This is a genomic window from Leifsonia sp. CL147 (assembly GCF_900114565.1).
Taxonomy (GTDB): domain Bacteria; phylum Actinomycetota; class Actinomycetes; order Actinomycetales; family Microbacteriaceae; genus Leifsonia.
On the sequence record NZ_FOTM01000005.1, the window covers coordinates 31,901 to 55,575 of the forward strand.

Here is a 23,675-nt window from a genome sequence, read left to right on the forward strand (position 1 = left end):
GCCGAATGCGAAACGACTACAGAGCCTCGTGTGGTGAGGCGTCCGAGCGCAGGTGCACCCGCTCTCCCTGCGTGCTGAGCAGGCTGATCAGCTCTGCCGGTTCGGGGCCCGCCGAGACGAAGGCGTGCGGCTTTCGAGTGTCGAATTCGAACGCTTCCCCGGTATTCAGCGTCATTTCCACGTCGCCGGCGAGGAGCAGCACCTGCCCGCTGAGCACGTAGATCCATTCGAACCCCTCGTGTGTCTTGCGTTCGACCGGGGCTACCGGGTCACGGCCTGGCAGGAGCATCTTGAAGGCCACGACGTCAGCGTTCTGCCCCGTCAGCGGGATGATCGCCTTGCCGTCTCGGAAGAAGGTCTTCGGACGCACCCGTGGGTCGGCGATCTGTGGCGCGCCCACGATGTCGTCCAGGCTCGCACCGTAGACGAAGGCCAGCCGGATCAGCAGGTCGAGAGTCGGTCGCCGCAGGCCGGACTCGAGGCGCGACAAGGTGCTGACCGAGATCCCCGTCTCCGTGGAGAGTTGGGCCAAGGTGAGGCCACGGCGATTGCGGAGCTCACGGAGTCGACCTCCGACTCCCCCGAGTACCGCCTCGATATCCACGCTCATGAGCACCCTTTTGCCGTTTCCGCAAGCTGCGTTGCCCCGATCGAAGCGTAACCGGGAAAGTCATCCCATGATGACTGAATCCGATGTCCTGATCGTGGGAGCCGGAGGCGCCGGCCTGAGCGGCGGGCTGATGCTCGCGCGGTCACGCCGCAAGGTGACCATTCTCGATGGCGGGCAGCCACGCAACGCACTCGCCTCCCACATGCACGGCTTCCTCAGCCGAGACGGGTGGTCACCGCTCGCGTTGATCTCGAGCGGACGAGCGGAAGTCGAATCCTACGGCGCCACCGTCGAATCCACCCAAGCGCTCTCCGTAGCACCAATCGACAGCGGCTTCGAGCTCACGCTGGCATCGGGCGACCTCCATCGCACCCGGCGCCTGCTGGTGACCACGGGCCTGCGCGACGAGTTGCCTTCTATTCCGGGCCTTGCCGCTCACTGGGGTTGCGGCGTGGCGCATTGCCCATATTGCGACGGCTGGGAAGCGCGCGACTCCCGCATTGCTGTGATCGCCACCGAACCGGGCAGCGTCCACCAGGCACAGCTCCTCCGCCAACTCAGCGACCGCATCACCTACTTCACCGAAGCCACCCAGCTCAGCGAGACGGACCGCAACGGCCTTCGGGTGCGTGGCATCGAGATCGTCGTCACTCGTATCGCCCGAGTGATCGCCGATGGCCGTATGCTCGCCGGCCTCGAACTCGAGGACGGAAGCAGACGACCCTTTGACACGGTCTTCGTCCGACCCAAGGCAATCCCGAACGACGCACTGCTCAAGCAGCTGGGCGCCGCGATGCAGACACGCCCTGACGGCCAGGACTGGGTCGTAGTCGACACCAACGGCCGCACCAGCATCGCGGGCGTCTGGGCGGCCGGGAACGTCGTCAACGCCGCCGCGACCGTCCCCGTGTCGGCAGCCGCTGGCTCGATGGCGGGCACGGCAATCAACGCCGACCTCGTCGCCGAAGACATCGCCGCCGCTGTGCGCTGAATTTCCAATCCACCAACCCTCCCATCAACACTCGAAGGAATCCCTCATGAAGAACCAGCCCTCCGCCCACATCCGCGCCTTCATCACCTGGCTCGCGATCTTCCCTCTCGTCTCTGTAGCGATGCTCCTCACCGGGCCGTTCACCGCGGCCTGGCACCCGGTGCTCAAGGCGCTGGTGCTTTCGGTGATCGTCGTACCGCTCGCGGTGTACCTCGTCGTGCCTCAGCTCTTTCGCATTTACGGGGAGATCGTTCGCCGACGTGTAGCCCGGCAAGCCGGAGAATGAACACAATGTGGGCCGCCAGCTACCTCCGGTCGTCGCCGATAACGCCACCGCCCTCCCCTTGCGCAAGCCGACCAAACTCAGTCGTTCCGCATCAAACGACAGCGAATGCAAGCGGCAGGCGGGGTCCACGTAAAGCCCTCACCGTAGCCCTCACCGCACGCGCCGTGGTCGGCAATCGCCCTGTTTGGCAACGGCCGCGGGTATGAACAGACAATATTCTTCCCCTCCGGTGTCCGAAACGACCGCGGCCGGCGGCGTGCGACAATTCGCCGGTACTCCTCCGGAAGTAGCTGAGGATAGTCCGGTGGCAGCTAGCCTGGCGATCCTGCGTTCAGGAGGATGACTGCATGAGCACAACCCCGCAGAGACTTCTGATCCCCCTCGCCTCATTGGGAGTCGTGGGGCCGATCCTCTTCGTCGGGGACGTTCTCATCGCTGGCGCACTGCGCCCCCATTACTCAGCGCTGGATCAGGCGATCAGCGCCCTCGGCACAGGTCCCGATGGTTGGCAGGAAGATGTTGCGGCGTTCATCCTGGGCTTATGCCTTCTGGGGTTCGTGGTTGCGTTCTCCTGGAGCATGATGGGCGTGATCGGCCGCGCGACCATCGCGTGGTCTGCTACCGCGTTCACCGTTTTCAGCCTCGTTTGGATCACGGTCAGCTTGTTCACCTCGGCGCCGCCCACGCGTCGGGTGCACACGATAGCTTCCCTCGTCGGTGAGATCGCGGTCATCGCCGGAATCGCGATCGTGGGATTCGGCCTTCGCAAGACTGCAAACTGGAAGGCAGAAGCGCGGATCTCGCTCATCGTGGCCGCACTCTCACTCGTAGTGCTCATCCTCACGTTTGCGACATCCCAGCCCAAGGTTGCCGAATCGGTGCACCTGGGCGGCTTGTTCGAGCGCATCCTCGTGGTCGTCGTTCTCGCCTGGTTCACCTACATCTCCGTCAGGCTCATACAGCGCGCTCGAAGCACAACTGCTGCCCTCTCAACGATCGAATAAGCCGAGTACTGTTCAATGCCTTTGCCACGCAATCTCGCTGGTCGTGTGGTCGCCATGTCGGCGTAGCGTCCCGCGCTTCCTGTCGCGGGGTGAGCTTGGGCTTCTTCGCGGGTGACGAGATGGCGCGATACGGTGGTCACGAAATCATGAAAGTCGAAGAAGACGTTGCGGGGCCGCCGGTTCTGATGCTTTTCTGCGGCCTGCCCGGGTCCGGAAAGACGACGCTGGCGCGCCGGTTGGCGGGACGATCGGGTGCTATCCGATTCAGCACCGATGAATGGATGGCGGATCTCGGCGTCGACCCCTTCGACGCGATCCGCGATCGTTTGCAGATGCGGCTCGACCGCCTGTGGAGAGAACTCATCGCCCATGGGCACAGCATCATTCTGGAAGATGGCACGTGGAAACGAGCAGAACGCGACGAGATCCGGCGCATCGCCAGGTCCGCGGATGCCATAACCGAGATGCACTACTTCGACATCCGGATCTCCGAACTGCGGCGACGCCTTCAACTGCGCAACGCCGACCTTCCCTACGGGACCGCGCAGATCACGGTCGACGTTCTCGAACAATCGGTGCGGAGATTTGAGAGACCGGACGACGCAGAACTCTCCTTGTTCGATCGCAGGATCATCCACTACGGGTGAGGGCTGCCGCCCCTCCCCCGGGACGGATTTGCAACCACGCGATCGCCCTGCGCGCGATGGTTCACCGGCTGGCTCTGGGGGCCAATACATGTCCGAGGTCGTACGCTTTGCAGCGTTACGGCTTTACAGCAGCACTGCGTTGCTGTATTACGGAGTATGATGTAGCCATGACTTATCACGGGTACGTCGCCGTTCAGGGTCGCGGTGTGGTGGCTCTGCCCGCCGAGCTGCGCCGTCGGCTGGGACTGGACGCAGCTGGCGCGCAGATGGAGATCACCGAGCGGGAAGATGGCGTGCTCGAGTTGCGGCCCACCGTGGCCGTTCCGGCGAACCAGGCATGGTTCTGGACCGAGCGATGGCAGCAGCGGGAGCGCGAGGTCGATGCGCATGTCGCCGCCAGCGAGGTGACGTTGCACGAATCGACCGACGACTTCCTCACCGCCCTCGACGAGCTCGCCGAAAAGCCGATCACCTCGAAGTGAAGTTCCAGACCACTCCAGCATTCGATACCGACTACAGGCGCCTCAAGCCAGAACACCAGGCCACCTTTCGCGACGTTGTCCGCACAAGCTTCGCTCCCGCGTGCAGCGCATTTGCCGAGAACCCAATCAGCGGATGGCCCGCCAGGCTGCGAATCAAATCCATGCGCCGCGCCCCGGGGATCTACGAAATGACCTGGTCCGTCTCCTCCCCCAACCGCCGCGCCACGTTCGAACTCATCACCATCAACGGCGAGACATACTGCAGGTGGCGCCGCGTTGGCGACCGCGGCGTCTACCGCAACCCGTAGCATCTTCTCGGCGCCCGCGAATGCGCAACGCTCAATGCTTGCTCAGCGTCAGAGCTCGACCTCAAGAGGGCTCCCACCGGGCCAACGCGAACGTTCATGCCACCGGGGATCGCGCCAACGACCAATCTTCGACCCTTCGCGTCGACCCCGCGCGGCAAGCTTTTCCGCAACGACGAATCCCAGGGCGGTGTCCGGGACCTTGTGCCACCGCTTGTCCCGACGGCCCTGAAGCCTATCGTCGGCCCACTGGGCTGTTTCCTCACTCACAGCGTCCGCGCGATGCCGCAGCGAACTCAACTCAACGAGTTCGGCAGCCCGATTGGACTTGTGGCCGAAACGCTTGTTGCGGGGAATGGACTTCCGAGCACCAAGCGGCGTTCGGCGATCGTGGAACGGACAGGCCGGTTCGTGAACCCGCTGCACCTCCTCGTGACGCACAGCGGCGTGCTCCGTTATGCAGAGGCGCGGCGCGCGTGCGCCTTCTGCATTTTGATGGCGTTGCCGCATCCGGCCATCGTGCACCAGCGGCTCGAACGGTTCTTGGAGTAGTCGTAGTATGCCCAGCGACAGGTGACGCGATCACAGACCTTGAGTCGCTGCCAGGTGCCGTCCTCGCGGGACGCGCGCACCGCATCCAGCACGTTGGCGAGGGCGCCCGGTACCCCGGCCCCGTCGTCAGATGTGATTGCGAACATCGACGGGCCGGCGAACGAGACACGAATCGGCAGAGCGGCTACGGCATCGTCGAGCTTTCGCAGCGCATTAGGGTCCGCTTCGTGGCCGGCGTGCGTCGCCAGCACGCTGCGCAGTCCTTCTCGCACGATCTTCGCCAGTGCAAGGTCGCCCCCGTTCGCGTGGGCGTGATGATCATCGAGTAGCCCGCGGCCGGCGAGCCAGGCTTCGAGATCGGAGGGCTGCTCCCAGCCCTCGTCGTCCTCTTGGTACTCGACCGTGTTCACGAAGTCGCGCACCAGCCTCAGTGGCGCGGGAATGACTTCGTCCTCTCGCTGGAAGGCAAGATCGGTCTGTCGGCCCACGACTCCAGCATACGTCCATGACAAGTGTCCTCGCCGGAGCGGTTTCGCCAGCGGCCGCGCCTTCTAAGTACACCAGCGTAGTGACTTGACAGGTGTCGCGCTTTACCGCTTGGCTTACACCGGCAATAACTCATGATTGGTGTGGAATGACAAGGACGAATCACTGCCGCGTCGCAATCGGACGCGTCTCTCGAACCGCAGTCGGCAGGAGTACCGAACCCGGGACGACGCGCTTTCCCGACCTGAGGAGACTGCCGTGATACGGGAGCGACTGCCCGCCTTGGTGCCCCTCCGTCTCCTCCTGGTCCTTGGGTTTCTCGACGCTCTCGGCCCGCTCTCCATTGACCTCTACGTGCCTGCCTTTCCGGAGTTGCAGGCCGACCTCCGACTGAACGACCTCACCGTGCAGATCACGCTGGCCGCCATGACCGCGGGCCTCGCGCTCGGCCAAGGCGTCGTCGGCAGTTGGAGTGACCGGGTGGGTCGTCGGCGACCTCTATTGGTCGCAATGACACTGCACCTCGTGGGATCGGTGACGTGCGCCGTGGCCCCTTCGCTTGCCGTTCTGCTCGCGGGCCGCATCGGGCAGGGTCTCGGCGCAGCCGGCAGTGCTGTGCTCGTGCTCGCCATCATCCGCGATCTCAGCGAGGGGTCGCGCTTCATCACGCTGCTCACACGAGTGACGCTCATCACCACGACGGCGCCTCTTGTGGCCCCGATTGCCGGTGCCACGCTACTGCCCCTTGTCGGCTGGCGGGGACTCTTCGGCGTGCTTGCCGCGTTTAGCACGGTGCTTCTCGTCGCTACGGCCGTGGTCGTGCCCGAGACTTTGCGGCGCGAGCACCTCACTCCATCCGGTCGCCTGCGAAAGACGCTCGCCGACAGGCGGTTCCGCGCGGCCGCCGTCGTCGGCGCCGCGACCTACGCAGGCATTTACGCCTACGTGGCAGCTTCCCCCCTGCTGCTGCGAACCGTATGGGGACTCTCTCCTTTCGCCTTCGCGGCGGCGTTCCTCGTCGGCTCGATCGGACTGATGCTCGGCGTGCAGGTCGGCGGAGCCTTAGCCAGACGCACCTCGGAGCGATCGGTGCTGCTCTGCGCCGCATCCCTCGCACTCGCGGCAGCCATCGCCCTGTTGCCGGCTCAGCTCGGCGGCTTGGCCGGGGTGCTGCCCTGCCTCTGGGTCTTCGCCACAGCATGCGGGGCCTGCTTCCCCGCCGCAGCGGCGATAGCGCTACGCGACCAAGGCGCACAAGCCGGCACCGCCACCTCCGCGTACGGATTCACGACTTTCGCCGCGGCCGCCGCCCTATCGCCGCTGCCTGGCCTGATCGGGGTCAGCAGCGCGACGCCGGTCGCAGCGATCCTCGCCGGCACCGCAGTTGTATCGCTGCTCGTGACGACCATTGCGCTCCGACCCGCAGCGGTTCAGCCGATCCAGGCGGTGAGCTTTGAGTCGCCCCGCTAGGGAAAGGCATCCAGGGCGTCAGCCGTTGTCGTCGTCGCCGACCGATGGGACTCGTACTCGCGGTGGTCGACATGCGCGCTTGACAACACAATCCCGGTCCGAGATGATCACGATGTTGACGTAAACATCGCGTCGAGCGCCGCGGCTGTTCGGGACGAGTTCGCCTCTCGAAAGCAGTCTTCTGTGGCGCGCAAAAGTGAAAATCCAAGGAGATCAATGACGATCACAGTCCGTCCGCGCATGCTGCGGTCACGACTCGCACTACTCGCTGCAGCAGCGGCGGTGGCTGCCGTACTGACGGGACCCGCCCTTCCCGCGCAGGCGGCGACCAGCCAGTTCAAAGGGGTGAACTGGGCCGACACCCGGGACAACTACAACACCGGGTGGGCCATCCCTGACGGGCTCGCCTCGGGCGACGACTACTCCACGATCCACTCCATCGCCGATAGCTACATCACGGCCTTCAAGAACAACCTCGGAGCGAACACGGTCAGACTTCCGATCAATCCTCCCGGCGTGAATTCAGTCTGGTGGGGTCGATACAAGGGTGCCATCGACGCTGCGCTATCCGATGGGATGAATGTCATCCTCAGCGCCTGGACCGAGAGCAACACGACCGGCACCATCACGAACATGACGGACTGGAACACGATGTGGAACACCGTCGTGAACGACTACGGTGGCAACGCGAACGTGTACTTCGAGCCGCTGAACGAACCGTTCGGGTATTCGTCCAGCCAGTGGATCTCCATCTGCTCGTCGTGGCTGTCGGCTCACTCGAACATCCCGCACGGGCGCGTGATCATCAGCGGTACGGGTTACAACGACAACGTCACGACCGTCGGAGCGGCGAGCGCACTGAACGGCACCATCCTCTCGCTGCACTTCTACAGCACCTGGGCGAGCTCCACGCAGGAGTCGGACTGGGTGTCGAACCTCAACGGCAGGATCGGCGCGTACCAGAGTCGAACGATCATCGACGAGTTCGGCGGCCCGATGACGACCGGCATCAACTACCTCGCCAACCACAACGGTCAACTCGTGCAGTCCTACTTCGCGGCGGTCACGGACACCGCCCGCTCCGCCGGGATGGGCACCGTCGTCTGGGCGGGACTCAAGACGGGCGACAACTACTCGATGGAAAGTCACAACGGCAGCAGTCTGAGCAACAACAACTCGTCGGCCGTCACACAGGTGCGCTGGGGGTGGGGCTTCTAAGGACGTGCCCGCGGCCTTGCGCCGAGGTGCTCGTAGTTGCGCTCCTCCACGGCGTGTCGCATGCAACAACGAGCACCTCGGCAGGGGCATCACCCCGACGAGCACCTCGGCCCCTCCCGTGGTGTCGCGTCACCACGGGAGGGTGGCGCCGTTGCGGTCGAGGTACTGCAGTCCGGGCTTCCCGCGCTGAGCTTCGACGGTGTCCACGAGGGCTGGGATGCTGTCGCCGATCTCGAGCTTCGCGCGCGGGCCGCCCATCTCCGTCTTGACCCAGCCGGGTGCCAGGAGAAGAAGGGCACGATCGTCGACGGCGTGGCGGACGGAGTAGCTGCGCATCAGCTGATTGAGCGCCGACTTCGTCGCCCGATACACCTCGAAACCCGCCGAACCGTTGTTCGCGATGCTGCCCTGCCCGGACGACATGACCGCGATCGTGCCCGTCGGATCCACGAGGTGTTGCAGTCGTTCCACCGTGCGGATGACGCTCAGGGCGTTGGTCACCATCATTCGCACGAAATCCTCCGTGGCGACCTCCGCGGCGATCTGCTCCATCGGAGCGAGAGAGATCCCCGCCACCACGAAGAGGAGGTCGAAGCTGCGCCCGGAGAGCCGCTCGGCCAGCGCCTCCAGTGCGTCGGGCTCGTCGATATCGACGTGCTCGATCTCGACCACGCCCTCGCGGCGGCCCGCGAACTCGTGCAGCAGCGTGAGTCCACCTCCGCGGACCGTTCCCACGACCTTCGCACCGCGGCCGGCATACGTCTCGACGATCGCCTCCCCCAGGCCACGCGACGCGCCGATCACCAGAACGGACTCGTGTGCCGTCGTCATTCGTGTCTCATCACCCATTGTCGTCCTCCTGGAAACATTCACTCATCATTCGTAGAGTGAAACGCTAGCACACGCTCAACGATTGTAGAGTGGATGGATGGCGCAGCAGACGACGCGAGCACAACGCCGCGAGGCGACGGCGGAGAAGATCCTCCGCGCGGCGCAGGAGGAGTTCGGCGAACGCGGAATGGATGGCGGGACGATTCGCGGGATCGCGCGTCGTGCCGGAGTCGATCCGTCGCTGGTGCTGCAGCACTACGGATCCAAGCAGGCGCTCTTCTCGCTGGCGGTCCGGCCGGCACACGAGCTCGCCGGGAATGAGATCGCCGGCCATCTGGCCGACGTCCTCGACGTCCGCCTCCGGGAGCTGCCGTCCGCGACCCGTGCCCTGATGCGTTCGATGCTGACCTCACCGGACGCCGCGGCCGTCATGCGCGATTACCTGCAGGGCCGGGCCGACGCCCTCGCCGCCGCCTCCGACAGGGATGACGCCCGCCTCCGCGCTGAACTGATCGTGTCGAGCATCCTCGGCATCACGATCGCACGCCATTTCCTCGACCTCCCCGCCCTGGGCGGGGCGGAGGGTGAGGAAGTGGCACTGATTCTGGAGCCGTTGTTCGCCTCCCTGGGGTAGAGGGATGCGCCGGCGCTGCCGCCTCCGAGCCGAGTCGGTGAGGTGCCTTGCCCGCGCGGTCGCGGGCACGAGGTGCTCGTAGTTGCACAGCCCTACGGCGTGTCGGATGCATCTACGAGCACCTCGGCGGGGGCGTCGCCCGGGAGCACCTCGGCGGGGGACGCCCGGCGGACGGCGCGTCAGGTGCTCGGCGTCGGCGCCGCGCTCGGGGTGGCGGTGTGCGCGTGCAGCGGCAGGGCCACGATGCGCGTGGCGGTGACCGTGTCGCCGGAGCGCTTCCCGAGCACGCCGACCTTCTCGCCCACCGTGAACGACTCACGAGTGGAGGGGGTCTTCTTGGTACCGAAGGCCGTGGTCGAGGTCAGCTTCACGGTGACCGTCGTACCGGATGCCGAGTGCAGCGTCCACGTGTCGCCGTTGATGGCGGTGATGGTTCCGCGGGCTCCATGGAGCTTGTGCTTGGCGGGCTTGCCCGCATGCGGCCCGGCCGTGTGCGTCGCACTCATCGGCGCCATGACGGCTCCTGCCGTGGTCTGCGTGCTCGCCACGGCGGCGGAGACGCCCCAGGCGGTTCCGCCGGCGACCACGACGACGGCCAGGACGGCCGCCGCCACGCCGACGCCGACCGCATGCCGGTGCAGGAAGGAGGCGGGAGGGGCATCCGTCACGGCAGCCGCCTCAGGAGTGTGGTCGGTCACGGGAAGGCGGAGGGTCTCCGCTGCGTCGTCCGTCGCGGGCCGGTCGGCCGGGTCGGGGGTGTCGTTCGTATCCATGACCTCATCGTCACAGCCCGATGTCAGCGCTCCGCGGGGGAAATGTAAGAGGACGGTAAGGAGACGACGAACGCCGCTCCTCCTTCCGGCGCCGCACCGACGGTGATGGTGCCGCCGAGGCGGGCGACGAGCCGTCGCGCAATGGAGAGGCCGAGTCCTGTTCCGACCGCGCGCACCTCCCGGTACCGCTCGTGCAGCGCCCCCCGCTCGAACGCCACCGCCGCATCCTCCTCGGTCAGCCCGGGGCCGCCATCCCGAACGGCGAGCAGGATGCCGGTCGAACCCTCCAGGGCGACCACGATCGGTGCGCCCTCGGGTGTCACGCGGAGCGCGTTCTCGATCAGTGCGTCGACGACCTGCCGCAGTCGCATCCCATCGGCGGTCACCTCAACGGGTTCGCCGGGGACCTCAGCGCGCAGCACGACGCCGGCCCGGGAGGCGGCGCCGGCCCAGGCGGCGACCGCGCGCTCCACGGTCTCGCGGGCGTCGAAGCGCTGGGGGTTGAGGGGGAAGTCCTCGGCCTCCAGCCGCGCGAGTTCGAGCAGGTCGTCCAGGAACCGCCGGAGTCGTTCCGACTCGGCCGCAAGCGTGCCCCCGACCTGAGCCACCTCCTCCGGAGCGACCAACCCGTCGGCCAAAGCCTCGGCATAACCGCGGATCGCGGTGAGCGGAGTGCGGATGTCGTGCGACACCGACAGCAGGAACTCGCGCTGGCGGTCCTCGCTGACCGACAGCGCCGAGTCGAGGCCGCGCAGCGCCTGGGCGATGTCCTCGATCTCGACCACCGGCTCGTCCGCGATCGGGACGCCACGCCGGCCTGCTGCCAGCTCGCGCGCGCTTCCGGCGAGCCGGGTGAGCGGACGGCCGAGCAGGCGCGCGAGGAGGACGCCGGCGACGGTCGCAACAGCGAGTCCGATGGCGAGAGCGATGAGGAGCCAGCGGACAAGGTCCGCATTCCCCGCCGCGATGTCCGCGACCTTGCGAACGCCGACCACTCCTCCGCCGTCCGCGGTGGGAATGCCCACCAGCACCGCATCCTTTCCGCCCAGGGTCGTCGTGCCGGAGACCGTGCGTCCCGACTGCAACTGGCGCACCACCGACGGGCCGACCGACGCCCGCGCGGCGCCGGTCACGGTGCCGTCCGCGGCGACGACCGCGAAGCGGTCTCCGAGGGCGGCGAGCCGCGCGCCTGCGACGTGCGAGCCGGTCGCGCGGGCCTCGACCAGTGCGGTTGCCTGTGCCTTCAATTGCTGGCGGGCCTGCGTCTCAGCCACCGTCTGCACCACCTGCAGCGCGACGATCCCGGTGACCAGCACCGCGATGAGGCTCACCGCGAAGGTGCCGAGCATGATCCGTCCGGTCAGCGACCCACGCCACCATCGCCGGGGCGCGTCCTCACGCATCCGGTTCCGCCACGCTGTAGCCGACACCGCGGACCGTTCGGATCAGGCCGGCCGCCTCACCGAGCTTCAGGCGGAGCTGGGCGACGTGCACATCCACGGTCCGGCTGCTGCTGTAGTCGGCGACGCCCCACACGGACGAGAGCAGCTGCTCGCGCGTGAAGACGCGGCCCGGCTGCGACATCAGGTGCTCCAGCAGGTCGAACTCGGTCGCGGTCAGCTCGACGCGTGTCCCGGCGACGTCCACCCGCCGCCGCAGCGGGTCGAGCGCGATGGGGCCGACGCGCCGCAGTTCCTGACCGGTATGCACCATCCCGCGCCGGATGAGCGCACGCACCCGGGCGACGAGCTCCCGCGGCGAGAACGGCTTGGTGACGTAGTCGTCGGCGCCGAGCTCCAGGCCCAGGATGCGGTCCACTTCGTCGTCGCGGGCCGTGACGAACACGACAGGCGTCCAGTCGCCGCGCGCGCGGAGCGCCCGGCAGAGTTCGAGCCCATCCATCCCCGGGATGCCGATGTCCAGCACGATCGCTGCCGGCCGCAATCGCGCGATGGCTTCGAGGGCACGGACGCCGTCCGTCTCGACGTGGACGCCGAACCCGCCGTTGCCGAGGTAGAGGCGTTCGAGGTCGGCGATGGTCATCTCGTCCTCGACGACGAGCACCAGGCCCTTCTCCTCGCTCACCTCCCCATCCTTGCGGACCGGGCGGGGCATCCTGTGCATTTCCGTCAGGCCTTACCGTTTCTTTACAGTGCCTTCTCACGGCCCGAACGGGGTCGGCATCCACTTGCCGGTATGGCTTCTCTCCACTTCTCGCGCCGCTCAGCCGGCCGCAGCCCGCTCCGCTCGCGCCTCGGCGGCACCCGGGCTTTCGCTTTCGGCGCGGCTGCGGCCCTCGTCCTGGCGGCCGGGACCGCCGCCGTCACCGCGGCGGCCGTCACCACGGCGACGCCGCCACGCGTCTCCACCGCCGGGTTCCCGTCCGGCGGTTCGAACCCCGGCATCTTCACCGACACGTGCTCCCCCGCATCCCGGGCCCCGAACGACCCGATCATGATGCCGGGGATGACCGGGATGTCGATGCAGCACGACTTCTTCGGCAACCGCGCGGTCACCGCCTCCTCGACGGCGGCGAGTCTCCGTGGCGGCCAGACGACCTGCACGACGACGGCCGACGCTTCGGCGTACTGGACACCGGTCGTCTACCAGAACGGCCGCGCGCTGACGCCGTCGCGAACCCTCCTCTACTGGCGCTCCCCCGCCGCCATCGCCTCCAGCACCGTCAGCATGCCGGCCGGCATCAGCCTGATCGCCGGCAACGAGACGGCCACGGCGCCGCAGAGCACCTCGGTGGTGGACTGGACCTGCACGGTGACACGGTCGGATCCGCGGCCTCACCGAGCCGCCCTCCCCCACGACTGTCCGGCCGGCTCGCAGCTGCGACTGGTGATCACCTTCCCGAACTGCTGGGACGGCCACACGTTCGACGGTCGCGATCGCTCCGGCGCCGTGTACGCGACGGATGCGGGATGCCCGTCGTCGCATCCCATCCACATCCCGCAGCTCGTCCTGCACGTCAGCTACTCCACCAGCAGCGGGAGCGGCATCACGCTCTCGACCGGACCGTCGACCCAGGGACCCCCGGTGACCGGGCACGCCGACTTCGTCAGCGGCTGGAACCAGCAGCGCATGGATGCGGACACGGCTGCCTGCGTGACGGCGCAGGTGCGCTGCGGCCCGGTGCGGGGTGCGGACGCCATCCCGATGGGAGGCAAGGTGCAGGCGAAGCGGCGCTGACTGCGAGGATGCGTGGCCCTTCCGGGTGTGCCGCAGCGGTGGGATCCGCACGTTCGCCCGGCTGCGGCATGCTGGAGGCATGACTGAACCCGTGACACGCGAGACCCTCCTCCGCCAGGCCCTGCCCGACATCACGACCGCAGTGGTCGAAGTGCGGCGCATCACGCTGCAGCCCGGCGTCGCAGGCGGCGCCCACTGGCACAACGGGCCGGTCTTCGGCAGCATCGAGAAGGGGTCGGCCACCCTGCAGGTCGATGGCGGGGCCGAAACCGTTCTGAGGGCCGGGGATGTGTTCTACGAGCCCGCAGCGCCCCAGGTGATCGACCGCTTCGACGCGACCTCCGAAGGCGTGACCTTCCTCGGCTACTTCCTGAACGGCCCTGGCGAAGTGCCGGAACTCACGCCGGTGGAGTGAGCCCCGGCTCTCCCGCTCGCGACGCATCCGGAATCATCACGGGTGTCGAATTCCGGTGCGCTCGTTCGTATCGTCAGTGAGGCGACCGCGCCTCGGCTTCGACGAACAGGAAGGGCTTCACCATGAGCAGCATCTACGTCGCGAATCACATCAGCCTCGACGGCGTGATCCAGGGTCCCGGGCGTGCGGAGGAGGACACCCGCGGAGGATTCACGCTCGGCGGCTGGGCGCCGGGCGCCGTGAACGACGAGGTCGCCGCCGTCCTCGGTGAGCGCGTCGTGCAGGCCGGCGGGATGCGTCTCCTGCTGGGCCGGCGCAGTTACGACGACATGCTCGGACACTGGAACGTCGAGGGCGGACCCTTCAAGGAGGGCTTGAACAGCGCCCAGAAGTACGTCGTCTCGCACGATCCAGAGACCGTCCTGGCCTGGCCCGACTCCACCCTGATCAGCGGGTCCGTCGTCGAGAGCATCCGTGCACTCACACGCGAGCCGGGCGCCGATCTGTGCATCATGGGCAGCGGCGAGCTCGTCCGGACGCTCCTGGAGCACGGGCTGATCGACGAACTGCTGCTCTTCGTCCACCCGTTGGTCCTCGGGCAGGGACAGCGGCTGTTCCCGGATCGCGGTCCCGAGGTGCACCTCCGGCAGCTCCGCACTCAGGGCACGAGCACCGGGATCACCATTGCGCACTACCTCGTCGAGCGCGACACGGCCCGGGACTGAGAGACGTCGCGGCGGCTTGGCCGGGTGGGGTCGGGCGCCGATCGGACGGCTGCACACAGACGTCGCGCGTCTGCGAGTTCTCCACAGTTCGGCCGGGACGGTTGTCGTCGGTGCGCCGAGGCCCGGAGACTGGAGCCATGGAACGAATCGAGGGCCTGGTCCGACTCGCCCGCTGCCCGCGCTGCACGGCCGAGAGGGCGCGCCCGTGACCGCCACCACGCTCTCGATGGATGCCCGACGCCGGCTGGTCCGGACGGGTATCGGACTCGAAGCGATCACGCTCGCCTGGAATGTGGTCGGGGTGGCCGTACTCGCCGTTCTCGCCTACGCCAGCGCCTCCGTCGCACTCCTCGGATTCGGCCTCGACAGTCTCATCGAGATCTTCGCGAGCATCGTCGTCATCTGGGAGCTGACCGGCGTCGATGAGCGGCGGCAGAGGCTGGCGCTCCGGTTGATCGGTGTCGCTTTCGCTCTCCTGGCCGTCTACCTGCTGGCCCAGGCGGCCGTCGCGCTGGTCGCCGGCCATCGCGCCGCTCCCACACCGGCCGGGGCAGGATGGACCGCCGCGACGGCGGTGGCGATGTTCGCGCTCGCCTTCGGCAAGGCGCGCGTGGGCCGGCGCCTGGGCAACCGGGTGCTGATCACCGAGGGGCGCGTGACTCTCGTCGACGGCATCCTCGCGTGCAGCGTTCTGGTCGGGATCGCGTTGGACGGGCTGTTCGGGTGGTGGTGGGCGGATCCCGCCGCCGGGCTCGTCATCGTGGTGTACGCCGTGCGGGAAGCCGTTCAGATCTTCCGGGAATGAGCTCCCGAATGCTGAGGCGGTCCTCGATCCTGGGCGGCGGAGTTGTCCTTCTCCTCGCTCTTGCGGCCTGCACCGGGAGCGGGCCGCAGCCGACCCCGGACGGGAGCCCCGGCCGAGCGACCTCATCCCCCTCGCCCGCGGCCGTGCCCTCCGCTCCCCCGACCCCCGCTCGACTGCAGCACGTGGTCCTCATCGTGGAGGAGAACAAGCCGGCGTCCTCCGTGATCGGGAACCCGGACGCACCATTCGTCAACGCCCTCGCACAGGCCGGGGCGCAGGCCCAGCAGTACTCGGCGGTGGCGCACCCGAGTCTGCCGAACTACCTCGCACTCACCAGCGGCACCACGGCGGGCATCACGAGCGACTGCAACCCTCCGGGCGGCTCCTGCCTCGACACCGGGCCCGATCTCGCCCAAGAGCTCGACAGCGCCGGACACAGCTGGCGCATGTACGCGGAGTCGATGCCGGCGCCCTGCACGAGCGCGAACACGAGCCGCTACGCGGTGAAGCACAACCCGTTCCTCTACTTCCCCAGCGTGACGAACGATGCCGCCTACTGCGCCTGGCACGACGTTCCGTACGACCGGTTCGCCTCCGACCTCGCGACGACGACCTCCCTCCCGGACTTCTCTTTCATCAGCCCCGACCTGTGCGACGACATGCACGACTGCTCGATCGCCACCGGAGACAGCTGGCTTCGGACGAACGTCCCTCCGATCCTCGCCTCGCCCGCCTTCACCACGCAGCGGTCGCTCCTGGTGATCACTTTCGACGAGGGCGACTCCTCGGACAATGTGGTCGCCTGCATCCTCGCCGGCCCGGCCGCGCGTCCGCATGCGGTCTCCGCCCAGCCCTTCACGCACTATTCGCTGCTGCGGACGATCGAAGTGGAATGGGGACTCCCGCCGCTCACAGCCAACGACGCCGGTGCGCCGCCGATGACGGGGCTGCTTCAGTGAACGGTCGCGATTGCCTTGCCGAGAATTTCGACCCGGGAATACCGCCCTGGGGTATCCTGGATCGAGACGTCGGGTGCTGCAGCGGTGCCCATCGAAACGGAGGATGACGTGCAGACGATCGAATACCAGGTCACCGGGATGACGTGCGAGCACTGCGAGCGTGCGGTGACCGAAGAGGTGTCGCAGGTGAACGGCGTGGATGAGCTGGCCGTGTCCGCGACGGACGGCGTGCTGAGCGTCACGACGGCTGCGGGAGTGGACGATGCGCTCGTCCTCGCCGCTGTCGAGGAGGCCGGTTACACCGCCGCGCGCCACTGAACCCGGCTCCGCCGCATCCTCCTCTCGCCCATCCGTCTTCGCCGATCGGAGCACCCATGACCGCCTCGCCCCTCCCCTCGGGCGCCACCACCGACGTGGAGCTCGAGGTCGGCGGCATGACGTGTGCGTCCTGCGCCCTGCGCATCGAGAAGAAGCTCAACCGCCTCGATGGCGTCTCGGCGACCGTCAACTACGCCACCGAGAAGGCGCGCGTTGCGATCCCGGCCGGGATGAGCGTCCAGGAGGTGATCGCGGAGGTCGAGCGGACCGGATACACGGCCGCTCTTCCCGCGACCGCCCCTCCCCGCGGCGAGGATGCTGACCCCGAACTGACCGGACTGCGTCAGCGACTGATCGGGAGCGTCGTCCTCGCCGTCCCCGTGATCGTCCTGGCGATGGTTCCCGCGTTCCAGTTCACCTACTGGCAATGGCTCTCCCTCGTGCTGGCCGCTCCCGTCGTCGTCTGGGGCGGGTGGCCGTTCCACCGAGCGGCGGCGGTCAACGCCCGCCACGGCGCCGCGACCATGGACACGTTGGTCTCGATCGGCACGCTGGCGGCTTTCGCGTGGTCCCTGTATGCGCTGTTCCTCGGAACGGCCGGGATGCCGGGCATGACGCACGGCTTCAGCTTCACCGTCACCTCCTCGGACGGCTCCGGGAACATCTACCTCGAGGTGGCCTCCGGCGTGACGATGTTCGTCCTCGCCGGGCGCTACTTCGAGAAGCGCTCGAAGCGCCGGGCGGGCGACGCCCTGCGCGCCCTCCTCGAGCTGGGAGCCAAGGACGTGGCCGTCATCCGCGGCGGAGTCGAGACGCGCATCCCGGTCGGTGCCCTGCGCGTCGGCGACGAGTTCGTCGTGCGCCCCGGCGAGAAGATCGCGACCGATGGTGTGGTCGTCGATGGGCGCAGCGCCGTCGACCGGTCTCTGCTGACGGGCGAATCGGTGCCGGTGGAGGTGACCGAGGGCGATGCGGTCACCGGCGCGACCCTGAATGCGGGAGGCAGGCTCCGGGTGCGCGCGAGTCGGGTCGGCGCCGAGACGCAGCTGGCCCGGATGGCGAGACTCGTCGAGGACGCGCAGTCCGGCAAGGCAGAGGTGCAGCGGCTCGCCGACCGGATCTCCGGGGTGTTCGTCCCCGTTGTGCTGGGCATCGCGGTGGTCACTCTCGGCGCCTGGCTGCTCGCGGGGTTCCCCGCGACCTCCGCTTTCACGGCAGCGGTCGCGGTGCTGATCATCGCCTGCCCGTGCGCCCTGGGCCTCGCCACGCCGACCGCGCTGCTGGTCGGCACGGGCCGCGGTGCCCAGCTGGGCATCCTGATCAAAGGCCCGCAGGTGCTGGAGGCGACCAGGACCGTGGACACGATCGTGCTGGACAAGACGGGCACGGTGACGACGGGCAGGATGACGGTGCACGAGGTGATCGCGGCCGATGGTGTGGACGAGCTGACGCTGCTGCGTCTCGCCGGGGCCGTCGAGGACGCGTCCGAGCACCCGATCGCCCGAGCGGTGGCGATCGCCGCCGTGGAGCGCTCGCGGGATCGGATGGCCGGCGAGCGGACGGCCGGCGAGCGGATGGCCGGCGAGCGGACGGCCGGCGAGCGGAGGATCGGCGCCCTGCCCGACGAGCTGCCCTCGGTGGACTCGTTCACGAACATCGAAGGGCGAGGAGTTCAGGGCATCGTCGAGGGGCACCTCGTGCTGGTCGGGCGTCCCTCCCTCCTCGGCGAGTGGTCCGTTCCGGCGGATCCCGCACTGGAGGCTGCGCGACACGACGCGGAGGCGAAAGGGCTCACCGTCGTCGGCGTCGCCTGGGACGGCGTCGCCCGCGGCATCCTGGTCGTCGGGGACACCATCAAGCCGACCAGTGCGGAAGCCGTCGCGGCCTTCGGCCGGCTCGGTCTGACGCCGATCCTCCTCACCGGGGACAACTCCACGGCGGCCCGCGCGGTCGCCCATGCGGTCGGCATCCACGAGGTGTTCGCGGAGGTGCTGCCTGCTGACAAAGCGGGAATGATCGCACAGCTTCAGGCGGAGGGGAAGGTCGTGGCCATGGTGGGCGACGGCGTCAACGACGCGGCCGCTCTGGCGACGGCGGACCTGGGGCTCGCGATGGGGACGGGCGCGGACGTCGCCATGGAGGCCGCCGACATCACCCTGGTGCGCGGCGACCTGCGTGCCGCCGTGGATGCGGTCCGGCTGGCACGGCGAACCCTCGGCACGATCAAGGCCAACCTGTTCTGGGCGTTCGCGTACAACGTCGCGGCGATCCCTCTGGCGGCCTTCGGCCTGCTCAACCCGATGATCGCGGGCGCGGCGATGGCGTTCTCCAGCGTTTTCGTCGTCGGCAACAGCCTTCGCCTCCGCCGATGAGCCGGCTTACGGCGCCAGTCGGCGCGCCAGTGATGTGAGGTGATCGCGCGTGACGGCGGCGGCAGCTGCCGGATCGCGGTCGGCGATCGCGTCGTAGATGCCCTGATGGGTCGCCTGATCCGCGTCGTCGCCGTGGGAGCCCCGGGTGCGGAGCATGTCGATCATGGCCTGCCGGTTTCGCGGGGTGAAGCTGTCGAACAGGTCGAGCAGGATCGGGTTGTGCGACGCGACGACGATGCTGCGATGGAACGCGGAGTCCGTGTCGACATGCTCATCGACCGCGCCACGGTGTGACTCGCGTGCCTCCAGCGCTCCCTTCATGGCCCTCAGCTCCGCACTGGTCCGGCGCTCCGCCGCAAGAGCGGAGGCCTCGACCTCGACGGCGATCCGGGCTTCGATGACCGTGAGGATGCCGGCGCGGCCGACGGTACGGGTCCAGTCCTCCGATGCGTCGAGGGCGGTGACGAAGACGCCCGCGCCCTGCCGGGTCGCGAGCACACCGCGACCGGCGAGCTGCCGGATCGCCTCCCGTACTGTGGAGCGCCCGACGCCCAGTTGCGGGGCCAGCGTGGTCTCGCCGGGCAGCTTGGCACCGAGCACCCATTCGCCGGAGCGGATGCGATCCAGCAGCAGCTCCGCGGCTTGATCGGCCAGAGGTTCGCGGCGTACGAGGGTCATGGAGCCATCATCGCAGGAATCGTAAACTGCTCTACTTGTCTGAGGAGTTGTGATAGCCTCCCTCTCGTGCGCTCTCGTGGATTTCTTCTTCTTCGCCGCCACGGCGGGGTGTAGCCGGACCGGCTCCCCGGCGTGGGTCGAATGCGCGCCGGTCCCTCCTCACCACCACTGAAGAAGGACGACGCCTGATGAGCACGAACACGTACTCCCGTATCTCCCCTCCCGCCGGCCCGGTCCCTGCCGACGCGGCCGCCTGGAACCGCCAGCGCCACTCGCAGATGCCCTCGCATCGCTACCGCGACGCGTTCTCGCGCGTCGACGTTCCCCTGACAGCGCGGGACTGGCCGACGAGACGGCTGACCTCCGCACCGCTGTGGGTGCCGGTCGATCTGCGCGACGGAAACCAGGCGCTCGCCGAGCCGATGGACCCGGAGCGCAAGCGCCGCTTCTTCGAACTCCTGGTCCGCATGGGCTACAAGGAGATCGAAGTCGGCTACCCGTCGGCGTCGCAGACGGACTACGACTTCGTGCGCCTGATCGCGGACAGCGACATCGCACCGGATGACGTGACGATCGTCGTGTTCACCCCGGCCCGCCGCGACCTGATCGAACAGACCGTGGAGTCCATCCGCGGCATCCGCAACGCGGTCGTCATCCACCTGTACACCGCCACCGCGCCCGTCTGGCGCGACGTCGTGCTCGGCAAGAGCCGCGACGAGCTGCGTGACCTGATCCTCGCCGGCGCCCGCGACGTACTGGAGCTCGCAGGCGGACTCCCGAACGTGCGGTTCGAGTTCTCGCCCGAGGTGTTCAACCTCACCGAACCCGACTACGCCATCGAGATCTGCGACGCCGTGACCGAGCTGTGGGATGCGACGGCCGAGCGACCCGTCATCCTGAACCTCCCGGCGACGGTCGAGATCGCAACACCGAATGTGTACGCCGACCAGATCGAGTACATGCACAAGAACCTCGGCCGCCGCGACGCCGTGATCCTCTCGGTGCATCCCCACAACGACCGCGGCACCGGCATCGCCTGCGCCGAGCTCGCCGTCCTCGCCGGTGCGCAGCGCGTCGAGGGATGCCTCTTCGGCAACGGGGAGCGGACCGGCAACGTCGACCTCGCGACTCTGGCACTCAACCTGCACGCCCAGGGCATCGATCCGATGATCGACTTCTCCGACATCGACGAGATCCGCCGCACGGTCGAGTACTGCAACCGCATCGAGATCCATCCACGGCATCCGTACGCCGGAGATCTCGTGCACACCGCCTTCAGCGGCACGCACCAGGACGCCATCAAGAAGGGATTCGCCGAGCACCGCGCCAGAGCCGCCTCCGAAGGCCGTGCGGAGAGCGCGATCGAGTGGCGAGTCCCCTACCTCCCCATCGATCCCGCCGACATCGGCCGCAGCTACGACGCCGTGATCCGGGTCAACTCGCAGTCCGGCAAGGGCGGCATCGCCTACCTCCTCGAGGCGGAGTACGGAATCGAACTGCCCCGCCGGCTGCAGATCGACTTCGCCCGGCACGTGCAGCAGCACACCGATGCCACGGGTGCCGAGGCGACCGCGGCCGAGCTCTGGGAGCTCTTTCGAACCGTCTACTCCGTCCGGGAGGACGATCCTCACGCTGTCGCCCTGGGCGCAGTGGACCCGCGAACCTGATCCGCCTCCGCCGCCCCGCCGCTTTCGGAAAGTAGAGTGTCGAGAATCGGCGCCCGGCTCCGACCTGTCTGCGAACGCTGCGATCACGCGGCGTACCGATCGAAAGGAACAGCCATGAAGTACCTCATCCTGATGCAGGTCGACCCGGACGTGCTGGCGGGCCTCAGCGAAGCGCAGATGTCCGCGATCGGCGACGGCCACGAGAAGTTCATGGCGGCCATCACCGAGACCGGGGAGTTCCTGAGCACCAACGCGCTGGGCGATGCCAGTCAGTCCAGCGTGGTGCGCAGCCGCGGCGGCGTCCCGGAGGTCGTCGATGGACCGTTCGCCGAGTCCAAGGAGTTCATGGGCGGCTACTACCTGGTCGACGTGGAGTCCAAGGAGCGTGCGATCGAGCTGGCGAAGCAGATCCCGGACGCCTCCATCGACGGGCTCGCCCTGGAGATCCGGCCGGTGATGTTCTCCGCCGGGGTGGACATGTGACCGAGCGACCCCTCGGGGACCTGCTGCGCGAGCTCGCGCCGCAGGTCCTCGCGGCGTTGCTCCGGCGGTATGGGGCCGGCCAGTTCGACATCTGCGAGGATGCCGTGCAGGAGGCGCTCATCGCGGCCGTCCAGCAGTGGCCGCGAACAGGCCGGCCGGACGATGCGCGCGCCTGGCTCGTCACCGCGGCCCGCCGGCGGCTGATCGACCAGATCCGCAGCGAGAGCAGCAGGCGCGACCGGGAGCGGTCGGAGGCGATGCTGCATGAGCCGCTCGCGGGTGTCGCGGTCGCCCACGCCGACGACAGTGTCCAGTTGCTCCAGCTCTGCTGCCATCCAGCGCTCACCGCCTCCGCTCAGATCACGTTGACGCTGCGAGCGGTGGCCGGCCTCACCACTGCCCAGATCGCTCACGCGTACCTGCTCCCGGAGTCGACCGTCGCACAGCGGATCAGCCGGGCGAAGGCGCGAATCCGAGAGACAGGAGCTGCGTTCCCCGCTCCCCTCGGCGCCGACGACCGGCTGGAGGCTGTGCTCGCCGTGATCTACGTCATGTTCTCCGAGGGGCACACCGTGACCACTGGCGGCGCCATCCATGACGTCGATCTGACCGACCAGGCCATCCACCTGGCGCGGATGCTCCATGCGGCACTCCCGGAGGACGGAGAAGTCGCCGGGATGCTGGCGCTGCTCCTGCTGACGGATGCGCGCCGACCCGCCCGCACGACTCCCGGCGGCCGGCTGGTGCCCCTCGACGAGCAGGACCGCTCGCTCTGGAATCGCGACCTGATCGCGGAGGGCATCGGCATCCTGGAGCGGTCGCTCCCGCTGGGCGAGGCGGGGCCGTATGCGCTCCAGGCCTCGATCGCGGCCGTCCACGACGAAGCGCCGGACGCGGAGTCGACCGACTGGGCGCAGATCCTCGTGCTCTACCGCCTGCTGGAACGGCAGACGGGCAACCCCGTCGTCACCCTCAACGCCGCGGTCGCAGAGGCGATGGTGTTCGGGCCGCGGGCCGGTCTCGCTTCGATCGACCGCCTGGCCGCGAGCGGCCGGCCCGTGGATGCGCAACGGGCGGCGGCGGTGCGGGCGCACCTGCTCGAGCGCGCGGGCAGCATCCCGGAAGCGGTCGCCGAGTACCGGGCGGCAGCCCGCGGCACGCGATCCGCGCCGGAGCGCGACTACCTGGACTCGCGCGCCCGTCGGCTCGGACACCGGCAGTGAGCTCGGGTCAGCGGGCCAGGAGCTCGTCGAGCTTCTCGTAGCCTTCCCGGACGCCGTACTCCATGCCGGATGCGATCATCGCCTCCAGCGCTTCCGCGGAGGTGAAGACCGACCGTCCCGCCAGGCGGGAACGGCCCCCGGGCAACGCCTCGAAGCGCATTCGGTCGAGGCTGACTTCGTTCAGCGCGCCGAGGTACTCGAAGGTCTGGATGATGAGCTCGTTGTCGACGATCGTGTGGAAGACGCCGCGGAATCCGAAGGACTGCCCGGCCGTGTCGCGCTGCTCGAAGCCGTACCCTCCCCCACTCCGGAAGTCCCAGCGGGTGATCTCCGTCTCCAGGGCTCGTGGACCGATCCACGTGGCGTAGAGGCCGGCGTCGGCATGAGCGCGGAAGAGCGCCTCCACCGGAGCGTCGAACTCCCTGGTGAGGTCGGCGTAGTTGGTGCCGGGAACGGCTTCGATGATGACCGGGTTGCCCATGATCGTCCTCAACAATCTGTTTACTCAACAATTCCGTTGGATACGACGATAGGCGGCTCGGT

Annotated in this window: 27 protein-coding genes; 19 read left to right on the forward strand and 8 right to left on the reverse strand. The window is 68.1% G+C overall.

Translation table 11 applies throughout. The annotated features are described in order from the left end of the window. Positions 1–16: 16 nt before the first annotated feature. Complete coding sequence (locus tag BM287_RS06095) at positions 17–610, reverse strand: helix-turn-helix domain-containing protein (protein WP_090037305.1); 594 nt, start codon at positions 608–610, stop codon at positions 17–19. Between the two features lie 67 nt (positions 611–677). Here BM287_RS06095 and BM287_RS06100 point away from each other — a divergent pair, with 67 nt between their 5' ends. From BM287_RS06100 to BM287_RS06125, 6 genes are all read left to right on the forward strand, one after another. After that, a complete protein-coding gene (locus BM287_RS06100; protein WP_090036987.1) occupies positions 678–1,601 on the forward strand; it encodes an NAD(P)/FAD-dependent oxidoreductase in 924 nt (307 codons plus the stop codon). 46 nt (positions 1,602–1,647) lie between these two features. Beyond that, positions 1,648–1,887, forward strand: coding sequence for a putative antibiotic biosynthesis monooxygenase (locus BM287_RS06105; protein WP_090036990.1), 240 nt, complete (start codon positions 1,648–1,650; stop codon positions 1,885–1,887). A 347-nt stretch (positions 1,888–2,234) separates the two neighbouring features. After that, a complete protein-coding gene (locus BM287_RS06110; RefSeq protein ID WP_090036992.1) occupies positions 2,235–2,891 on the forward strand; it encodes a DUF998 domain-containing protein in 657 nt (218 codons plus the stop codon). An 89-nt stretch (positions 2,892–2,980) separates the two neighbouring features. Then, on the forward strand, positions 2,981–3,538 hold the full coding sequence (locus tag BM287_RS06115; RefSeq protein ID WP_244527952.1) for a P-loop nucleotide/nucleoside kinase family protein: 558 nt from the start codon (positions 2,981–2,983) through the stop codon (positions 3,536–3,538). 167 nt (positions 3,539–3,705) lie between these two features. After that, positions 3,706–4,020, forward strand: a complete 315-nt coding sequence (locus BM287_RS06120) for an AbrB family transcriptional regulator (RefSeq protein ID WP_090036994.1) — start codon at positions 3,706–3,708, stop codon at positions 4,018–4,020. Further along, positions 4,017–4,328, forward strand: a complete 312-nt coding sequence (locus BM287_RS06125; protein WP_090036996.1) for a hypothetical protein — start codon at positions 4,017–4,019, stop codon at positions 4,326–4,328. Before BM287_RS06120 ends, BM287_RS06125 begins: the two co-directional genes overlap by 4 nt. Positions 4,329–4,780: 452 nt before the next feature. On the opposite strand, the gene BM287_RS06130 is transcribed toward BM287_RS06125, so the two are convergent. After that, the gene (locus tag BM287_RS06130) at positions 4,781–5,365 is read right to left on the reverse strand and encodes a CGNR zinc finger domain-containing protein (protein WP_090036998.1); all 585 of its coding nucleotides are present in this window, start codon (positions 5,363–5,365) and stop codon (positions 4,781–4,783) included. 256 nt (positions 5,366–5,621) lie between these two features. Between BM287_RS06130 and BM287_RS06135 the strand changes: the two genes are divergently transcribed. Next, complete coding sequence (locus tag BM287_RS06135; RefSeq protein ID WP_170857450.1) at positions 5,622–6,833, forward strand: Bcr/CflA family efflux MFS transporter; 1,212 nt, start codon at positions 5,622–5,624, stop codon at positions 6,831–6,833. A gap of 216 nt (positions 6,834–7,049) precedes the next feature. After that, positions 7,050–8,051, forward strand: coding sequence for a cellulase family glycosylhydrolase (locus BM287_RS06140; protein WP_211772961.1), 1,002 nt, complete (start codon positions 7,050–7,052; stop codon positions 8,049–8,051). 129 nt (positions 8,052–8,180) lie between these two features. Here BM287_RS06140 and BM287_RS06145 read toward each other — a convergent pair whose 3' ends face one another. Beyond that, positions 8,181–8,882 carry an SDR family NAD(P)-dependent oxidoreductase gene (locus tag BM287_RS06145; RefSeq protein WP_090037003.1) on the reverse strand — a complete coding sequence of 234 codons (702 nt, stop codon included), beginning with the start codon at positions 8,880–8,882 and terminating at the stop codon, positions 8,181–8,183. Between the two features lie 97 nt (positions 8,883–8,979). On the opposite strand from BM287_RS06145, the gene BM287_RS06150 reads away from it, so the two are divergent. Further along, on the forward strand, positions 8,980–9,516 hold the full coding sequence (locus tag BM287_RS06150; RefSeq protein WP_090037005.1) for a TetR/AcrR family transcriptional regulator: 537 nt from the start codon (positions 8,980–8,982) through the stop codon (positions 9,514–9,516). A gap of 179 nt (positions 9,517–9,695) precedes the next feature. On the opposite strand, the gene BM287_RS06155 is transcribed toward BM287_RS06150, so the two are convergent. The 3 genes from BM287_RS06155 to BM287_RS06165 are packed head-to-tail and all read right to left on the reverse strand — an operon-like array spanning position 9,696 to position 12,374. Further along, complete coding sequence (locus BM287_RS06155) at positions 9,696–10,289, reverse strand: DUF5666 domain-containing protein (protein WP_090037008.1); 594 nt, start codon at positions 10,287–10,289, stop codon at positions 9,696–9,698. 23 nt (positions 10,290–10,312) lie between these two features. Then, positions 10,313–11,638, reverse strand: a complete 1,326-nt coding sequence (locus tag BM287_RS06160; RefSeq protein WP_170857451.1) for a HAMP domain-containing sensor histidine kinase — start codon at positions 11,636–11,638, stop codon at positions 10,313–10,315. 46 nt (positions 11,639–11,684) lie between these two features. Beyond that, positions 11,685–12,374: a response regulator transcription factor gene (locus BM287_RS06165; RefSeq protein ID WP_244527954.1), complete on the reverse strand. Its 690-nt coding sequence runs from the start codon at positions 12,372–12,374 to the stop codon at positions 11,685–11,687. A 111-nt stretch (positions 12,375–12,485) separates the two neighbouring features. On the opposite strand from BM287_RS06165, the gene BM287_RS06170 reads away from it, so the two are divergent. The 7 genes from BM287_RS06170 to BM287_RS06200 all read left to right on the forward strand — a co-directional run bounded on the left by BM287_RS06170 (position 12,486) and on the right by BM287_RS06200 (position 19,081). Further along, positions 12,486–13,487 carry a DUF1996 domain-containing protein gene (locus tag BM287_RS06170; protein ID WP_090037014.1) on the forward strand — a complete coding sequence of 334 codons (1,002 nt, stop codon included), beginning with the start codon at positions 12,486–12,488 and terminating at the stop codon, positions 13,485–13,487. A 79-nt stretch (positions 13,488–13,566) separates the two neighbouring features. Continuing rightward, positions 13,567–13,902: a cupin domain-containing protein gene (locus tag BM287_RS06175; RefSeq protein ID WP_090037015.1), complete on the forward strand. Its 336-nt coding sequence runs from the start codon at positions 13,567–13,569 to the stop codon at positions 13,900–13,902. A 122-nt stretch (positions 13,903–14,024) separates the two neighbouring features. Continuing rightward, complete coding sequence (locus BM287_RS06180; RefSeq protein WP_090037017.1) at positions 14,025–14,627, forward strand: dihydrofolate reductase family protein; 603 nt, start codon at positions 14,025–14,027, stop codon at positions 14,625–14,627. Between the two features lie 205 nt (positions 14,628–14,832). Then, entirely contained in the window at positions 14,833–15,432 is a 600-nt protein-coding gene (locus tag BM287_RS06185) for a cation efflux transmembrane domain-containing protein (protein WP_244527957.1), read from the forward strand. Positions 15,433–15,614: 182 nt separating this feature from the next. After that, positions 15,615–16,391, forward strand: coding sequence for an alkaline phosphatase family protein (locus BM287_RS06190; protein WP_170857452.1), 777 nt, complete (start codon positions 15,615–15,617; stop codon positions 16,389–16,391). A gap of 108 nt (positions 16,392–16,499) precedes the next feature. Further along, the gene (locus BM287_RS06195; protein ID WP_090037313.1) at positions 16,500–16,709 is read left to right on the forward strand and encodes a heavy-metal-associated domain-containing protein; all 210 of its coding nucleotides are present in this window, start codon (positions 16,500–16,502) and stop codon (positions 16,707–16,709) included. Between the two features lie 56 nt (positions 16,710–16,765). Continuing rightward, on the forward strand, positions 16,766–19,081 hold the full coding sequence (locus tag BM287_RS06200; RefSeq protein ID WP_090107280.1) for a heavy metal translocating P-type ATPase: 2,316 nt from the start codon (positions 16,766–16,768) through the stop codon (positions 19,079–19,081). A gap of 6 nt (positions 19,082–19,087) precedes the next feature. Here BM287_RS06200 and BM287_RS06205 read toward each other — a convergent pair whose 3' ends face one another. Beyond that, positions 19,088–19,759, reverse strand: coding sequence for a FadR/GntR family transcriptional regulator (locus BM287_RS06205; RefSeq protein WP_090037022.1), 672 nt, complete (start codon positions 19,757–19,759; stop codon positions 19,088–19,090). 188 nt (positions 19,760–19,947) lie between these two features. On the opposite strand from BM287_RS06205, the gene BM287_RS06210 reads away from it, so the two are divergent. The 3 genes from BM287_RS06210 to BM287_RS06220 all read left to right on the forward strand — a co-directional run bounded on the left by BM287_RS06210 (position 19,948) and on the right by BM287_RS06220 (position 23,132). Beyond that, on the forward strand, positions 19,948–21,426 hold the full coding sequence (locus BM287_RS06210) for a 2-isopropylmalate synthase (protein ID WP_090037023.1): 1,479 nt from the start codon (positions 19,948–19,950) through the stop codon (positions 21,424–21,426). 114 nt (positions 21,427–21,540) lie between these two features. Beyond that, a complete protein-coding gene (locus tag BM287_RS06215; RefSeq protein ID WP_090037025.1) occupies positions 21,541–21,909 on the forward strand; it encodes a YciI family protein in 369 nt (122 codons plus the stop codon). Next, the gene (locus tag BM287_RS06220; protein ID WP_090037027.1) at positions 21,906–23,132 is read left to right on the forward strand and encodes an RNA polymerase sigma factor; all 1,227 of its coding nucleotides are present in this window, start codon (positions 21,906–21,908) and stop codon (positions 23,130–23,132) included. The genes BM287_RS06215 and BM287_RS06220 overlap by 4 nt, the downstream gene beginning before the upstream one ends. A gap of 7 nt (positions 23,133–23,139) precedes the next feature. On the opposite strand, the gene BM287_RS06225 is transcribed toward BM287_RS06220, so the two are convergent. Next, on the reverse strand, positions 23,140–23,613 hold the full coding sequence (locus BM287_RS06225) for an SRPBCC family protein (RefSeq protein WP_090037029.1): 474 nt from the start codon (positions 23,611–23,613) through the stop codon (positions 23,140–23,142). Between the last annotated feature and the right edge of the window lie 62 nt (positions 23,614–23,675).

Excerpts from the sequence above, each read along its gene's own strand:
- BM287_RS06225 (WP_090037029.1), bottom strand. The coding sequence starts at position 23,613 with ATGGGCAACCCGGTCATCATCGAAGCCGTTCCCGGCACCAACTACGCC.
- BM287_RS06210 (WP_090037023.1), top strand. The coding sequence starts at position 19,948 with ATGAGCACGAACACGTACTCCCGTATCTCCCCTCCCGCCGGCCCGGTC.
- BM287_RS06175 (WP_090037015.1), top strand. The coding sequence starts at position 13,567 with ATGACTGAACCCGTGACACGCGAGACCCTCCTCCGCCAGGCCCTGCCC.
- BM287_RS06155 (WP_090037008.1), bottom strand. The coding sequence starts at position 10,289 with ATGGATACGAACGACACCCCCGACCCGGCCGACCGGCCCGCGACGGAC.
- BM287_RS06140 (WP_211772961.1), top strand. The coding sequence starts at position 7,050 with ATGACGATCACAGTCCGTCCGCGCATGCTGCGGTCACGACTCGCACTA.
- BM287_RS06170 (WP_090037014.1), top strand. The coding sequence starts at position 12,486 with ATGGCTTCTCTCCACTTCTCGCGCCGCTCAGCCGGCCGCAGCCCGCTC.
- BM287_RS06200 (WP_090107280.1), top strand. The coding sequence starts at position 16,766 with ATGACCGCCTCGCCCCTCCCCTCGGGCGCCACCACCGACGTGGAGCTC.
- BM287_RS06145 (WP_090037003.1), bottom strand. The coding sequence starts at position 8,882 with ATGACGACGGCACACGAGTCCGTTCTGGTGATCGGCGCGTCGCGTGGC.
- BM287_RS06105 (WP_090036990.1), top strand. The coding sequence starts at position 1,648 with ATGAAGAACCAGCCCTCCGCCCACATCCGCGCCTTCATCACCTGGCTC.
- BM287_RS06095 (WP_090037305.1), bottom strand. The coding sequence starts at position 610 with ATGAGCGTGGATATCGAGGCGGTACTCGGGGGAGTCGGAGGTCGACTC.
- BM287_RS06205 (WP_090037022.1), bottom strand. The coding sequence starts at position 19,759 with ATGACCCTCGTACGCCGCGAACCTCTGGCCGATCAAGCCGCGGAGCTG.
- BM287_RS06215 (WP_090037025.1), top strand. The coding sequence starts at position 21,541 with ATGAAGTACCTCATCCTGATGCAGGTCGACCCGGACGTGCTGGCGGGC.
- BM287_RS06120 (WP_090036994.1), top strand. The coding sequence starts at position 3,706 with ATGACTTATCACGGGTACGTCGCCGTTCAGGGTCGCGGTGTGGTGGCT.
- BM287_RS06180 (WP_090037017.1), top strand. The coding sequence starts at position 14,025 with ATGAGCAGCATCTACGTCGCGAATCACATCAGCCTCGACGGCGTGATC.
- BM287_RS06150 (WP_090037005.1), top strand. The coding sequence starts at position 8,980 with ATGGCGCAGCAGACGACGCGAGCACAACGCCGCGAGGCGACGGCGGAG.
- BM287_RS06100 (WP_090036987.1), top strand. The coding sequence starts at position 678 with ATGATGACTGAATCCGATGTCCTGATCGTGGGAGCCGGAGGCGCCGGC.
- BM287_RS06110 (WP_090036992.1), top strand. The coding sequence starts at position 2,235 with ATGAGCACAACCCCGCAGAGACTTCTGATCCCCCTCGCCTCATTGGGA.
- BM287_RS06160 (WP_170857451.1), bottom strand. The coding sequence starts at position 11,638 with ATGCTCGGCACCTTCGCGGTGAGCCTCATCGCGGTGCTGGTCACCGGG.